Below are 13,808 nucleotides of genomic sequence, written 5' to 3'. Positions count from 1 at the left end.
GTAGCGCCGACGCGGCCTCAGGCCCAAGCCATCAGACGCGTGAATAGTTGAGGGGCTCGGATCCTTACGGATCCGAGCCCCTCAGCTATTTGCGGAAGCGATTAGCTGCCGTAGTAGCGGAAGAGCTTCTTGTTCGAGAACTCGAGCATGCCGACCTTGCCGAGCTCGCGCCCGTAGCCCGACTTCTTCACGCCGCCGAAGGGCACGTCTGCGCCCTCGAGGCCTGCGCCGCCGATGAAGACCATGCCGACGTCGAGCTGGTTGCCCACCTGCTCGGCGCGGTCGAGGTCGTCACAGATGATGACGGAGCCGAGACCGTACGGCGAGGAGTTTGCGAGGTTGATCGCTTCCTCGTCGCTCGAAACCTTGTAGAGCGGCGCAACCGGGCCGACCAGCTCCTGGCTGTAGACGTCCATTGCGGGGGTGATGTTGGTGATCACCGACGGGGTGTAGAAGTTGCCCTCGGGAGCGTTGTCGCCCACGAGCACCTCTGCGCCCTGATCGATGGCGCCCTGTACCTGCGATGCGAGGTTCTTCGTTGCCGCCTCAGAAGACATGGGACCGAAGTCGCCTGCCTCGTACGACTGGCCAGCGATAGCTGCCTTGAACTTCTCCGAGAACTCGTCGAAGTACTTGTCCATGACGACGATGCGCTTGGAACCGTTGCACGCCTGGCCGGTGTTCTCCATGCGGCCGCCAACTGCGTGCTCGACCGCGTGGTCGAGGTCTGCGGTGTCGAGCACGAGGAACACGTCCGAGCCACCGAGCTCGAGGACGCACTTCTTGAGGTGACGGCCGGCCTGCTCGGCGACGATTGCGCCTGCGCGCTCGGAGCCGGTGAGCGAGACGCCCTGGACGCGGTCGTCAGCAATGATGTCGCTGATCTGGTCGTGCGAAGCGAACACGTTGACGTAGGCGCCCTTCGGGAAGCCTGCGTCAAGGAACAGCTGCTCGAGTGCGAGCGCCGACTCGGGGCACTGCGCAGCGTGCTTGAGCACGATGGTGTTACCGAGGATGAGGTTCGGCACTGCGAAGCGCGCGACCTGGTAGTACGGGTAGTTCCACGGCATGATGCCGAGGATCACGCCGGTGCCCTGGAAGCGGAAGAAGGTCTTCAGGCCGTCTTCAACCTCGAGAGGCTCGTCGGCAAGCCACTTCTCGGCGTTGTCTGCGAACGCAGCGGTGATCTGACCCGAGAACTCTGCCTCGCCGATCGACTGGTCGAGGGGCTTGCCCATTTCGCGGTTGATGATCGCGCCGAGCTCGTCCTTGCGCTCGTCGAAGAGCTCCGCTGCGCGCTTGGCGAGCGCTGCGCGCTCGGCGACGGTGGTCTTGCGCGACCACTCCTGGTAGGTCTGCTGTGCCGACGCTACTGCAGTTTCAATATCAGCTGCTGTCGCGTCGGGGTACTCGGCAACGGTCTCGCCCGTAGCCGGGTTGATAACGGCGAAGATGCCCATAATTGACTCACTCCTTAGTGACTTCGTCGGTGTCTGGTTCAGGCTAGTCTTTCACAACTCTGTGAGGATCACTAGCGCCCCACGCACTGCGCTTTCAGGCAGTATGCAGGGATCTCTCTGCGTGAATCCTTAGGGCCTATCGTCCGAGGCGACTGAATCCGTAGGTTTTCTACCCAGTGGTTTCTCAGGGGATGAATCGGTCCGGGCGCGTCGCTTCCGTCGCAGGATCGGGACGATGATCGCCAACGCAATTAGCGCAACCAGAACGAGCCAGGGAAGCGCCACGCCGAGCGCGATAGTGAGGCCAACGGCGAAGGAGCCGATCGAGGAGAAACCCAGAAGAATTGCATCCCAGAAGGTTTGCGGCCCGCCCCCTGGCAATGCGCTCGATTCACGGAGGGACACCCACACGCTCGCCATTTCTGCCTGTCCCTTGAGCGAGTCGAGCTGCGCGTTGAGGCCGTCAAGCTCCTGCTGTCGTTGCGAGAGCGCACTCTCGGCTTCGATGAGTTCGCTCGTCGTGTCCGCGCCCGCCATGAGCTCGGTCAGGCGGGCGACCGATGCCGCGAGCGCTTCGACCCGCGCCTCGAGGTCGACGGTGGCCTCGGTCACATCGTCCGCTGATCGGCTCTCAGTTCGCACGTCGCCCAGGCTGGCGAGTTCGGCGACGGCCTCGTCGAGCCGCTCCGCGGGAACGCGGAGCGTGAGATCGGCGAACTCTGCCCTCGTGCCCTCGCTTGCGAGTGACTGCGACTCCACCGTGCCGCCGAGATCCTGCGCGATCTGCGCCGCGTCGGCCGCGGATGTTCGCGCGGACGTGACGGTGAGCTCAATGCTCGCGCTTCGCAGGATGGTGCGGCCCTGCGCCGCTCCCGGCAACGCCGCGCCGCGATCCGGCTCGAACAGATTGTCGTCTGCGATCTCGGGGGAAACGTCGAGCTGTGCTGCCCCCGGCGGGAATGGCTCGGGGGCGATCTCGACCAGCCCCGTGCTGCCGCCGTCGTCCGGGGCGGTCGCCGAGCAGCCGGCGATCGTCAGTGCGACCAGCGCCGCGGCTACTGCTGAGAGGAAACGGCGGAGTGACATGCGTTCAAGATACTTGTGACGCGTGCACACCCGCCGAGAATATACGGAATCGTTACGGCGGCGCTAGGGGAGCGGCAACGTGATGGTGCCGGTCTCGGGAGGCTGCTCGATGTCTCGCCCCTTGAGGTCGGGGACCCACTTGGTCGTGAAGGCCGCGATGACGCCGGCGACGGTGATGAGTCCCGCTGAGACGATGATTGCCCCCTGCGCACCCATCGCATCAATGGCGATGCCGGCCACAGCGGAGCCCGTTGCGACGCCGACGAGCTGCCCGGTGCCAATCCATCCGAAGGCCTCCGCCGTCTCCGAGAACTTGATCGTCGAACCGATCATGCTGGAGATGCCGGCGAATGTGGGCGCGGTGCCCAGGCCGCCGATGAACAGCACGAGAGAGAGCCACCAAATGTTCAGGCTCACGAGGCAGGCAAGCGTGCCCGCGAGCACGATGCCGATGCGAATCGCAAGCGACCACGGACGCAGGGGGCGACCGCCGACGAAGAGACCGCCGACGAGTGAGCCAGCCGCGAAGATCGCGAGGACGATGCCTGATTCGATGCTGCTGTGCCCGCCATCGCCCGCTGGTGCGAATGCGCGGACGACCCCTGCCTCGATTGCGGCGAACGACGCAACGAAGAAGAAGCCGATAATCGTCGCGATGACGACGGTGGGACGCTTGAGTACGGCCCCGAGACTGCCGCGCGACGGCGGGATCTTGACGACTCCGACGGGGCGGCTGAGAATGAACCATGCGCCGCCACCGAGCATAAACGCTGCGGCAACGGTCAGGCCGATCGCCGTGCCGAACTGCGCTGCGATGAACACGGCCACGACGGGTCCGAGTACCCAGATGAGCTCCTGCGCAGCGGCGTCGAGCGAGAACAGCGCCGAGATCTGCTTGCCAGGCACGAGCCGCGGGTACAGGGTGCGCACCGCTGGCGTGATTGGGGGAGTTGCGAGACCGATCGCGAAGGAGATCAGCGCGGTCACTGCGAGCGGCAGGTGAACAAACGCGATCACGACGATAAAGCCGGTGCAGAGGACCGACGTGATCCACAGCACACGGCGCATCCCAAACTTACCCATCAGACGGCTCGAGAGTGGCCCCGAGATCGCCTGACCGATGCTCTGCGTCGCGAGCACGACCCCAGCCGCGGTGTACTCGCCGAACTGCTCCTGCATGTGCAGCAGCACAATAATCGAGAGCATCCCAAACGGGAATCGGGCCGTCAGCTGCGAGAAAAGGATACGGAAAACGCCCTCGTTGCGAGCCAGCTCACGGTAAATGCCCATCAGGCGAGTCTAGTGCTGAAACGGGGCGCGGGAGTACCGCGATGCTATGGTGAGCGGCACCAGACTGACTCTGTTGCGAAGGGGCTGCAGTACATGAGGCGCATGACAATTCGTGGGGGCGCGATTCTCCTTCTCGCCGCTGGATTCGGCCTCGCCGTCGCGGGCTGTACCCCCGACGCTGCCGGCAGTGATGCCGCGGCGACTGACACGATCGCGCCCGAGAACCCGGCCGATGGCACCGCGACGTGGGTGTGTGGTGGCCTGAGTGCGTTGGAAGGTATCTCGAGTCGCGCGGAAGCGGACGCCACAGCCGTGGATTTGACGCCCGAGCAACTCGCCGAGGTCACCCGGAGCGTCATTGAGGGGTACGCCTATTTCGTGGGGAGCGCAGGCGTCGAATCGGAACCAGACCCGGAGTTCTCCCGGCCGCTCAACGCCTTGAAGGATGCCGCTCTCGCACACCCCGCCGGCGGCGAAGCCGTCGACGCGGCCCTCAGTGATCTCTATGCGCTCTGCACCGCACACGACGTGGGCATCGCCTCGATGGCGCGACCCGGTCAGGGCGGGTAGGTCGGAACCGCTACCCCTCAAGCACCTTCTGAATGCGTTTGAGGGACACGGCTTCGGCCGCGCGCAGCTGCTGCGCGAAGAGGCTCACGCGGAGTTCCTCGATGAGCCAGCGGGCGCGCTCGATGTGGTCGGGCGGATCGACCGGCAGCGGGATCGTGCCGCCAGACTCGGAGAACAACACGAGCGCGCGATCCACGTCGTTCTGCCAGGCGCGATCGCGGCCCGGGTTGTCGGTGAGCGAGCGCATCCGGTGTGCGAGGGCCTCGAGGTACACGGGGAGGCGTTCGAGCTGCGCAGCCCCGGTGCGAGAGACGAAGCCGTCGAACACGAGCCCGTCGAGCTGTTTCGCGGCGTCGGCGACCTGGCCGAGCACCTGCAGTGACTTCGCCTGGTCGATGGCCTTCTTCGCGAGGCGCGCCTTGTCGAGCACCTTCGCGGTGAGCGCGATTGTGCCGTAGATTTCGTCGATGAGGCTGCGCGCGTAGTCATTCGCGATCTGCTCGAAGTCTGCGGCGAACCACACGAGCCCGTCGGGAGCGTGACGGCGGATCACGCGGTCGGCGACCGCGAGCGAGACATCGGCGATCGCGGTGTCGAGCGAGCGGTAGGGCCCAGCGCCGAGCAGCAGCTTCTCCTGGTTCGAGAGGTGCTCGCGCACGTAGCTCGCGGGCGATGGGCTCGACAGGACAAGCAGGCGGCGGATCCCGCGCCGTGACACTCGCCGCTGCTCGGCCTCGTCGGCGACGAGCACGAGGTCGACGCTCGTGCGGCGATCGAGGATCGCAGGGTATGCCCGCACCACGCCGGCGCTGCCCGAGCGGCCCTTCGCGTAGCTCGAATCGACGTGCTTCGGGAGGTCGCCGAACCCCCAGGTGGTTGCCCCGGTGCGTTCGAGCTCACTCTTCGGCAGCGACGCCTGCGCGACCTTGGCGACACCCTTCGTTGCCTGCTCCTTGTGCGTCGACTGCAGTTCGGCGAGGTCCTTGCCGGCGCCGACCGTGCGGCCGCGCGCGTCGATCACGCGGAACGTGGGCGTGAGGTGGTGGGGGAGCCGCGTTGGATCGAAGTCGCCCGGGGTCACCTGCTGGCTCGTGCGGCGACGGATCTCGTCGGCGAGCAGCTGGGTGAGCGACGCATCGGTCCCTGTTGCCTCAGCGCCGTCAAGCTTGGGTCCCACGACGCCGAGCAGCGTGCGCGCCCAGTCGGCCGCGGGCACGACGTGTTTGCGGATCGCCTTCGGCAGCGTCTTGATGAGCGCCGTCACGAGCTCCTCGCGCATGCCGGGCACGAGCTTCTCGAAGTCGCCCTTGGCGAGCCGGGGGAGCAGCGGCAGCGGCACGTTCACGGTCACACCGTCGTCCTCGCTCGTCGGGTCGAAGCGGTACTTGAGCTTCAGCGACTGGTCGCCGTGCTGCCACTGCCTCGGATACTCCTGCTCGTCGACCTCAACGGTCTCTTCCTCGAGCAGGTCATCGCGTCGCATGTGCAGGTATTGCGGGTCGTCCGAGCGCTTCTTGCGCCACCACCCCTCGAAGTCGCGGGTGCTCGCGACGTCCTTCGGAATGCGGGCGTCGTAGAACTCGAACACCGCCTCGTCGCCGTCGAGGATGTCGCGGCGGCGCGTGCGTTCCTCGAGCTGCGCGAGCTCGCGCCTGAGCTGGTGGTTGGCGCGATCGAACGCCTGCGGCGAGTCCCAGTCGCCGTCGACGAGCGCGTGCCTGATGAAGAGGTCGCGCGCCTCAACGGGGTCGAAGCGGGAGAGCTGCACGCGGCGATCCGTCACGATCGGCACGCCGTAGAGCGTGACGCGCTCGGTCGCGACCGCAGCGCCCTGCTTCCGCTCCCAGCGCGGCTCAGACAGCTGCCGCTTCGCGAGGGGGCCGGCGAGCTCCTCGGCCCACTCGGGATCCACGACCGCGTTCGACCTGGCAAACAGCCGGCTCGTCTCGACGAGCTCGACGCTCATCACGACCTCGGGCGGCTTCTTCGCGAGCACCGACCCCGGGTACAGCACGAAGCGGGTGCCGCGGGAGCCGAGGTACTCCTGCGCCGGCTTCCGCTTCACAGCGCCCGCGACGTCGCGGCCGCGGGAAGGCTCGCGCCGATCCTGCCGGTCGTCGCGGGAGCCGAGCTGCGAGAGGAGGCCGGCGAGCACCGAGCGGTGGATCAGCTCGGCCGATCCACCGGTGACCTCCTGCACCTGGCCCTTGACTCCGGCCGCCTTCGACAGCTGCCTGACGAGATCCATCCACTCGCGCACGCGCAGGAAGTTCAAGAACTCGGCCTTGCAGAGCCTGCGGAACGCGCTCGACGAGAGCTCGCGCTGCTGCTTCTGCACGTGATTCCAGAGGTTCAAGAGCGTCATCAGGTCGCCGAGCGGGTCGTTGAAGCGCGCGTGGAACTGGTCGGCCTTCGCGCGCTCGGCGACGGGCCGCTCGCGCACGTCCTGGATCGTGAGACCCGCAACGATCGCGAGCACCTCGGGCACGACCTCGTGCCTGCGTGCCTCGATGACCATCCGCGCAAAGCGAGGCTCGATCGGGAGACGGGCGAGCTCGCGGCCCGTTTTCGTGATCGTGTGGGTTGCGCCGGTCGCGGCCTTGTCGGCGCTGCCAGGCGCGTCGCTGCCGCGTTCGCCGCCGCGCTCCTTCTCGCGTTCGCTGCCGCGCTCGCCGCGCTCGCCGCGCTTGCCCCGCTTCACCGGGCGCACCGCGCCGAGCTCCTCGAGTAGCCCGATCCCGTCGCGAATGCCGCGCTGATCCGGGGGAGTGAGGAACGGGAACGCCGCGATGTCGCCGAGACCGAGCGACAGCATCTGGAGAATGACGCTCGCGAGCCCCGTGCGCCTGATCTCCGGCTCGGTGAACTCGGGGCGCGACGCGAAGTCTTCCTCGCTGTACAGCCTGATCGCGATGCCGTCGCTCGTACGCCCCGAGCGGCCCGAGCGCTGGTTCGCGCTCGCCTGCGAGATCGCCTCGATCGGGAGGCGCTGCACCTTCGAGCGCGCCGAGTAGCGCGAGATGCGCGCGGTGCCGGCGTCGATCACGTAGCGGATCCCGGGTACCGTGAGCGAGGTCTCCGCGACGTTCGTCGCGAGCACGATCCTGCGGGCACCGGCGTTCGCGCCCGTGCGCCGCTCGAAGACGCGGTGCTGCTCGGCGGACGAGAGCCTGCCGTAGAGCGGGAGGATCTCGGTGCGGTTCGCGGGGCCGCCGCGCTGAACGCGGCCCGAGAGCGCATCCGCCGCGTCGCGAATCTCAGCCTCGCCCGACAGGAATACGAGCACGTCGCCACGCGACTCCTTCGCGAGCTCGTCGACCGCGTCGCCGATCGCGTCGAACATGTCGCGCTCAATCTTGCGGATCTTCGGCTGCTTGGTCTTCGGGTCGATGACCTCGCGCTCCTCGACGAGCGGCCGGTAGCGCACCTCGACGGGGAACGTACGGCCCGACACCTCGATGATCGGCGCCGGCTTACCCGTCTTATGGTCGGCGAAGTGCTTCGCGAACGACTCAGGGTCGATCGTCGCCGAGGTGATGATGACCTTCAGATCGGGGCGGCGCGGCAGCAGCGTCTGCAGGTACCCGAGCAGGAAGTCGATGTTCAACGAGCGCTCGTGCGCCTCATCGATGATGATCGTGTCGTAGGCCTTCAGATCGCGGTCGCGGTGGATCGCGTTCAGCAGGATCCCGTCAGTCATCAGGCGGATCTTCGTGTCCTTCGACGCCTGATCCGTGAACCGCACCTGGTAGCCGACGAGGCCGCCGAGCTCGGTGCCCGTCTCCTCCGCGATGCGCTCGGCGATGGTGCGGGCGGCGATCCTGCGCGGCTGCGTGTGCGCGATACGCTCCCGGCCGAGTGCGAGCGCGATCTTTGGCAGCTGCGTCGTCTTACCCGAACCCGTCTCACCCGCAACGATGACGACCTGGTTGTCGCGGATCGCGGCCTGAATCTCGTCGCGCATCTGCGAAACGGGGAGCTCAGCGGGGAACTCAATGCGCGGAGTGAGGCTCTCGGCCTTCGGGGGATTCGACATAACAACACCCATTATCGCGCGAGTCATAGACTGTGAGCGATTCGACCCAAAGGAGTGCACATGAGCAAGCTCACTATCCCGAACATCACCCTCCATGACGGCACGGAGATCCCGCAGCTCGGGCTCGGCGTCTTCAAGGTCGACCCGGGCGAAGCGCAGCGCGTCGTCGAGGACGCGCTCGCCGCAGGCTACCGCCACATCGACACCGCTGCGATCTACCGCAACGAGGCCGAGGTGGGGGCCGCTATCGCCGCGAGCGGTGTGGCCCGTGACGAATTGTTCGTCACGACGAAGCTCTGGAACAGCGACCAAACCCGCGGCGAGGAGGCTTTCCAGGAGAGCCTCGACAAGCTCGGGCTCGATCGCGTCGACCTGTACCTCGTGCACTGGCCGCAGCCCATGTTCGGCGAGGCGCTCACCGCGTGGCGCTCGCTCAGCAAGATCCACGAGTCGGGTCGCGCGACGTCGATCGGCGTCTCAAACTTCGAGATCTCCGACCTCGAAGAGATCATCTCCGAGACCGGCGTCGTGCCGACCGTGAACCAGATCGAGCTGCACCCGCTGCACCAGCGCCGCGAGCTCGTCGAGTACTGCACCGCGAAGGGGATCCGTGTTGAGGCGTGGGGCCCGCTCGCGCAGGGCAAGTCCGACCTGTTCGAGCGCCCGGAGCTCACCGAGCCCGCCGCCGCGCACGGCAAGACCCCGGCGCAGGTGATCCTCCGCTGGCACGCCCAGCAGGGCCGGATCGTGTTCCCGAAGACGGTGCGCAAGGAGCGCATGATCGAAAACGCGCAGATCTTCGACTTCGCACTCACGGACGCCGAGATGGCAGCGATCGACGCTCTCGACGCGCAGCAGAACTTCGGCTCGAACCCGCACGAGATGGACGTGCGGTAGTTCGAACGCGGATTTCCCTGCCCCCGTGCAAGCGAAGCGCGCTAGCGTGGAGGCATGGAAAGCCTCAAGCTGATTGATTCCTGGCCCGTCGACAACGCGGCTGTTGCGGTGATTGCCCGCGACGGCCGTGTCCTCGGCACTCGCGGGGACCAAGACCGGCAGTTCGCCCTCGCGTCAGTGACGAAGTTGTTGAGCGCGAGCGCGATCCTGCTCGCGATCGAAGAGGGCGCGATCGAGCTTGACGACCCGGCAGGGCCTGAAGGCTCGACGATCCGTCACCTGCTCGCCCACGCTTCGGGCCTCGACTTCTCGGAGGACGTGGTGCGCGGCCGGCCCGGCCAGCGCCGCATCTACTCGAACATCGGCATCGATACCCTCGCGGAGACCTTCGCCGAGCGGGCTGAGATGCCGTTCGAGGACTACCTGCGGGAGGGGCTGCTTGCGCCGCTCGGCATGACATCGACCAAGCTCCTCGGGAGCCCCGCGGCGGGCGGAGTGTCGACCGCCGCTGACCTGTCACGCTTCGCAGCTGAGATCCAGAACCCCAAGATTCTGCACCCAGACACGGTCGCGCAGGCGACGCAGGTCGTCTTCCCGGGCATCGACGGCGTGCTGCCCGGCTTCGGCCGGCAACGTCCGAACGACTGGGGGCTCGGCTTTGAGATTCGAGATGGCAAGACGCCGCACTGGACTGGCTCGCGCAACAGCCCCGAGACCTTCGGGCACTTCGGGCAGGCGGGCACCTTTTTGTGGGTGGACCCGATCGCGGGCATCGCCTGCGTCGGGCTTGCCGACCGTAATTTTGGCGAGTGGTCGGCAGAAGCATGGCCGGTGTTCTCCGACGCTGTGCTCGCGGAGTGTGCCGCGGCCTAGCGGCGCTCATCTCGCCGAGGTAGCCTGAGTGAGCGAGCTACGCCTCACGAATGGAGCTGCTGTGAACGTATTGAGTGCACCAGGGGATCGTCCAGGTCCCATCACCGTCACTATCACGGGAGCGGGCGGCCAGATCGGCTACGCCGCGCTGTTCCGCATCGCGTCGGGTGCGCTGTTCGGAGTTGATCAGCCAGTCGCGCTCAGACTCCTCGAGATTCCGCAGGGCGTGAAAGCGGCTGAGGGCGCGGCACTTGAACTCGTGGACTGCGCGTTCCCGTTGCTCGCGAGTGTCGACATCGCGACGACTCCCGAGATTGGATTCGAGGGCGCCAACGTTGCGCTGCTCGTCGGTTCCCGCCCCCGCACCGCCGGCATGGAGCGCGGCGACCTGCTCGCAGCGAACGGCGCAATCTTTGGGCCGCAGGGCCGCGCGATCAACGACCACGCGGCAGACGACGTGCGGGTGCTCGTGGTCGGCAACCCCGCGAACACGAACGCGTTCATCGCGCAGCAGCACGCACCCGATGTGCCTGCTGAGCGCTTCACCGCGCTCACCCGGCTCGACCACAATCGCGCCGTCGGTCTGCTCGCCGAGCACGCTGGTGCGCGGGTTGATGAGATCGATGGCGTCACGATCTGGGGGAACCACTCGGCGACCCAGTACCCCGACCTCAGCCACGCAACCATCGCCGGCCGCCCTGCCCTCGACGTCGTCGGCGAGGAATGGGGACGCGGCGCCTACATCGACCGGGTCGCGAACCGCGGTGCGGAGATTATTGAGGTGCGCGGGGGATCCTCCGTCGCCTCAGCGGCGAACGCCGCCATCGACCACGTGCGCGACTGGTTCACCGGGACGAACGGGACGCGCACCTCGGTCGCGCTGCCGTCGACGGGCGCGTACGGGATCCCGGAGGGGCTCATCGCCTCGGTGCCCGTGCGAGCGGAAGCAGGATCCTGGCAGGTCGTCGAGGGGCTCGAGATTGATCAGTTCTCGCGGGAGCGTATCGACGCCTCGGTGCGTGAACTCCTCGATGAGCGGGACCAGGTCACTGCCCTCGGGCTGATTCCGGGGGCGTAAGCGTTCTGCCGCAGGCGTGCGAGACCATAGGATAGAGAGCATGTCCAAGGTTCTTTCTTCTCTCCCCGTTGGCGAGCGCGTCGGCATTGCCTTCTCTGGCGGTCTCGATACCTCCTGTGCTGTCGCGTGGATGCGCGAAAAGGGCGCGATCCCCTGCACCTACACCGCAGATATCGGTCAGTACGACGAGCCCGATATCGACGGCGTCGCAGACCGCGCGAAGGAGTACGGTGCGGAGATCGCCCGTCACGTCGACGCAAAGCGACCCCTCGTGGAGGAGGGCTTCGTAGCTCTCCAGACCGGTGCGTTCAACGTGCGCTCGGGCGGAAAGACTTACTTCAACACGACGCCGCTCGGCCGTGCCGTGACCGGCACGCTGCTCGTTCGCGCAATGAAGGAAGACGGCGTCGACATTTGGGGCGACGGCTCCACCTACAAGGGCAACGACATTGAGCGGTTCTACCGCTACGGGCTCATGGCGAACCCGTCGCTGCGGATCTACAAGCCGTGGCTCGACGCAGACTTCGTCACCGAGCTGGGCGGCCGCCACGAAATGAGCGAGTGGCTCGTTGAGCACGGCTACCCGTACCGCGACTCCGCCGAGAAGGCGTACTCGACCGACGCGAACATCTGGGGCGCAACCCACGAGGCGAAGACCCTCGAATTCCTGAACGCCGGGCTCGACGTCGTCCAGCCCATCATGGGCGTCGCCGCATGGCGCGACGACGTTGAGGTCGCAACCGAGGAGGTGTCGGTGCGTTTTGAGGCCGGCCGTCCCGTCGCAATCAACGGCGTCGAGTACGACGATCCCGTAGCGCTCGTGTTCGAAGCGAACAAGATCGGTGGCCGCCACGGTCTCGGAGTCTCCGACCAGATCGAAAACCGCATCATCGAAGCGAAGTCGCGTGGCATCTACGAAGCCCCGGGCATGGCGCTGCTGCACATCACCTACGAGCGCCTCGTGAACGCGATCCACAACGAGGACACGCTCGCGAGCTACCACAACGACGGCCGCAAGCTCGGACGCCTCATGTACGAGGGCCGCTGGCTCGACCCGCAGTCGCTCATGCTGCGCGAGTCGCTGCAGCGCTGGGTTGGCTCGGCGATCACGGGCGAGGTCACGCTGCGCCTGCGTCGCGGCGACGACTACACGATTCTCAACACCGAGGGCCCCAACCTCTCGTACCACCCCGAGAAGCTCTCGATGGAGCGCACCGTCGGCGCTGCCTTCGGTCCCGAGGATCGCATCGGTCAGCTCACCATGCGCAACCTCGACATCGCAGATTCGCGTTCGCGCCTCGAACAGTATGCGCAGATGGGCATGGTTGGCGGCGCGGTTGCTGACCTCGTCGGCGAGCTGGAGAAGGGCGGCGCAGCAGAAATCGCTGAGGCCGTGACCGGCATCAGCGAAGAAGGCGACGAGCTCGGCCTCGCAGCCGCGTTCGATTCCGGCACCGACTAGTCTTGGCGTGCGAGCCCCGGTTCCTGATTTTGGGAACCGGGGCTTTTGCGATTCGGGCCTGAGCGTGCCGGCCCGCTCTCGGCTGCGTGAGCCCACTGGCCGTCTTGTCGGTCCCGGGATGCTCTGGCCGACTGCAACGGGGTTCTTCACAATTGAAGGTGTAGATCTCAGCGAGTAGGAACGCTGACACGCCATGCCCTCAGCGAGATCAGGAGCCTTTTGCTGCAAACTACTCATCACTTCGCTGAGGGAAGGTCTCGTGAGCGATTCAAGCTAGGGATACCTTTGCTTTGAGAATGTGGTGGCCGTGGAGAGGAGAAGGCTTCGATACGGCGCCTTTGGCGGAGGGGTCCGCTCAGGGCAGGGGCCGCGGGGCTGCCGCGGGCGCTGCGCGCCCTTGCCGTGCAGGGCAGATGGGCCCGGGTTGTGTGCGTTTCGCGGCGCCCCAGGCGCGTTCGTCGGGCCTAGCGGTTCTTGCTTTGTAGCGAGTGGGGCAATGCTACGCCCATCACGATTCCTCACCCATGCCGGAAGTCGCTACGCTTTCAAAAGTGAAGAGCCTGCACAGGGGCGCTTCGCAATTGAGAGCCTAGCGGCTGGCGGAATAGATGCTGGATCGCGATGAGCACTGGACCACTGTGGCAAGCTCTGAAGTGCACGATGCTTTGGCGCGACGTCGGCGTCCCGGGGCCGGCGAAAGACCCGCCAGGACGCAATCAGCTCCTAATGCTGCCGCGCCGCCATCAGGCGCGAAGCCTCGAGTTAGAAGGGATGGAGTTCGGGTTCTTCGATCGCGGGTTCTTCGATCGCGGGTTCGAACTGCACTTTGCGTTTCGGTGTAGGCCGTGAAGCCCGTAGCTCTGGGAGGAGGTCTGGTGGCAGGTCGATGTAGATGCGTCCCGTCGGGGACGTCCATTCGAGTACCCCGCCTGGGAGTTGTTTCACTGTCCAGTCCGAGTTGCCTTTCAACGCGTGATGGCTGCGGCACAAATATGCCAGGTTATCGGTTGCTGTGGGCCCGCCGAGGGCGGCATCGATGGTGTGGTCGGTTTCTGA

At 66.4% G+C, this 13,808-nt stretch carries 10 protein-coding genes; 5 read left to right on the top strand and 5 right to left on the bottom strand.

Annotated features, from left to right (window positions below; all coding sequences use genetic code 11):
- Positions 1 to 101: 101 nt before the first annotated feature.
- The 3 genes from AUL38_RS03295 to AUL38_RS03285 all read right to left on the bottom strand — a co-directional run bounded on the left by AUL38_RS03295 (position 102) and on the right by AUL38_RS03285 (position 3,836).
- Positions 102 to 1,460, bottom strand: coding sequence for an NAD-dependent succinate-semialdehyde dehydrogenase (locus tag AUL38_RS03295; RefSeq protein ID WP_059059274.1), 1,359 nt, complete (start codon positions 1,458 to 1,460; stop codon positions 102 to 104).
- 129 nt (positions 1,461 to 1,589) lie between these two features.
- Positions 1,590 to 2,546 (bottom strand): DUF4349 domain-containing protein, encoded by a 957-nt coding sequence (locus AUL38_RS03290; RefSeq protein ID WP_059059273.1) that lies wholly within the window; start codon positions 2,544 to 2,546, stop codon positions 1,590 to 1,592.
- 63 nt (positions 2,547 to 2,609) lie between these two features.
- Positions 2,610 to 3,836 (bottom strand): MFS transporter, encoded by a 1,227-nt coding sequence (locus AUL38_RS03285; RefSeq protein WP_059059272.1) that lies wholly within the window; start codon positions 3,834 to 3,836, stop codon positions 2,610 to 2,612.
- 102 nt (positions 3,837 to 3,938) lie between these two features.
- Here AUL38_RS03285 and AUL38_RS03280 point away from each other — a divergent pair, with 102 nt between their 5' ends.
- Complete coding sequence (locus tag AUL38_RS03280) at positions 3,939 to 4,406, top strand: hypothetical protein (protein WP_059059271.1); 468 nt, start codon at positions 3,939 to 3,941, stop codon at positions 4,404 to 4,406.
- 10 nt (positions 4,407 to 4,416) lie between these two features.
- Here AUL38_RS03280 and hrpA read toward each other — a convergent pair whose 3' ends face one another.
- Positions 4,417 to 8,442, bottom strand: a complete 4,026-nt coding sequence (gene hrpA / locus AUL38_RS03275; RefSeq protein WP_059059270.1) for an ATP-dependent RNA helicase HrpA — start codon at positions 8,440 to 8,442, stop codon at positions 4,417 to 4,419.
- A 60-nt stretch (positions 8,443 to 8,502) separates the two neighbouring features.
- On the opposite strand from hrpA, the gene AUL38_RS03270 reads away from it, so the two are divergent.
- The 4 genes from AUL38_RS03270 (at position 8,503) to argG (ending at position 12,752) form a co-directional block, all read left to right on the top strand.
- Positions 8,503 to 9,339 (top strand): aldo/keto reductase, encoded by an 837-nt coding sequence (locus tag AUL38_RS03270; RefSeq protein ID WP_059059269.1) that lies wholly within the window; start codon positions 8,503 to 8,505, stop codon positions 9,337 to 9,339.
- Positions 9,340 to 9,393: 54 nt separating this feature from the next.
- Entirely contained in the window at positions 9,394 to 10,212 is an 819-nt protein-coding gene (locus tag AUL38_RS03265; RefSeq protein ID WP_059059268.1) for a serine hydrolase, read from the top strand.
- 61 nt (positions 10,213 to 10,273) lie between these two features.
- Complete coding sequence (locus AUL38_RS03260) at positions 10,274 to 11,290, top strand: malate dehydrogenase (RefSeq protein WP_235590587.1); 1,017 nt, start codon at positions 10,274 to 10,276, stop codon at positions 11,288 to 11,290.
- Between the two features lie 40 nt (positions 11,291 to 11,330).
- Positions 11,331 to 12,752, top strand: a complete 1,422-nt coding sequence (gene argG / locus AUL38_RS03255) for an argininosuccinate synthase (protein ID WP_059059267.1) — start codon at positions 11,331 to 11,333, stop codon at positions 12,750 to 12,752.
- Positions 12,753 to 13,514: 762 nt separating this feature from the next.
- Here argG and AUL38_RS17665 read toward each other — a convergent pair.
- A partial coding sequence (locus AUL38_RS17665) for an HNH endonuclease (protein WP_235590586.1) occupies positions 13,515 to 13,808 on the bottom strand: 294 nt, incomplete at its 5' end.

Source organism: Leucobacter sp. G161 (genome assembly GCF_001482305.1).
Lineage (GTDB): Bacteria > Actinomycetota > Actinomycetes > Actinomycetales > Microbacteriaceae > Leucobacter.
The sequence above is the reverse complement of the archived record's forward strand: the minus strand, read 5'-3'. Positions and strand labels throughout refer to the sequence as shown.

Excerpts from the sequence above, each read along its gene's own strand:
- AUL38_RS03295 (WP_059059274.1), bottom strand. The coding sequence starts at position 1,460 with ATGGGCATCTTCGCCGTTATCAACCCGGCTACGGGCGAGACCGTTGCC.
- AUL38_RS03290 (WP_059059273.1), bottom strand. The coding sequence starts at position 2,546 with ATGTCACTCCGCCGTTTCCTCTCAGCAGTAGCCGCGGCGCTGGTCGCA.
- AUL38_RS03285 (WP_059059272.1), bottom strand. The coding sequence starts at position 3,836 with ATGGGCATTTACCGTGAGCTGGCTCGCAACGAGGGCGTTTTCCGTATC.
- AUL38_RS03280 (WP_059059271.1), top strand. The coding sequence starts at position 3,939 with ATGACAATTCGTGGGGGCGCGATTCTCCTTCTCGCCGCTGGATTCGGC.
- hrpA (WP_059059270.1), bottom strand. The coding sequence starts at position 8,442 with ATGTCGAATCCCCCGAAGGCCGAGAGCCTCACTCCGCGCATTGAGTTC.
- AUL38_RS03270 (WP_059059269.1), top strand. The coding sequence starts at position 8,503 with ATGAGCAAGCTCACTATCCCGAACATCACCCTCCATGACGGCACGGAG.
- AUL38_RS03265 (WP_059059268.1), top strand. The coding sequence starts at position 9,394 with ATGGAAAGCCTCAAGCTGATTGATTCCTGGCCCGTCGACAACGCGGCT.
- argG (WP_059059267.1), top strand. The coding sequence starts at position 11,331 with ATGTCCAAGGTTCTTTCTTCTCTCCCCGTTGGCGAGCGCGTCGGCATT.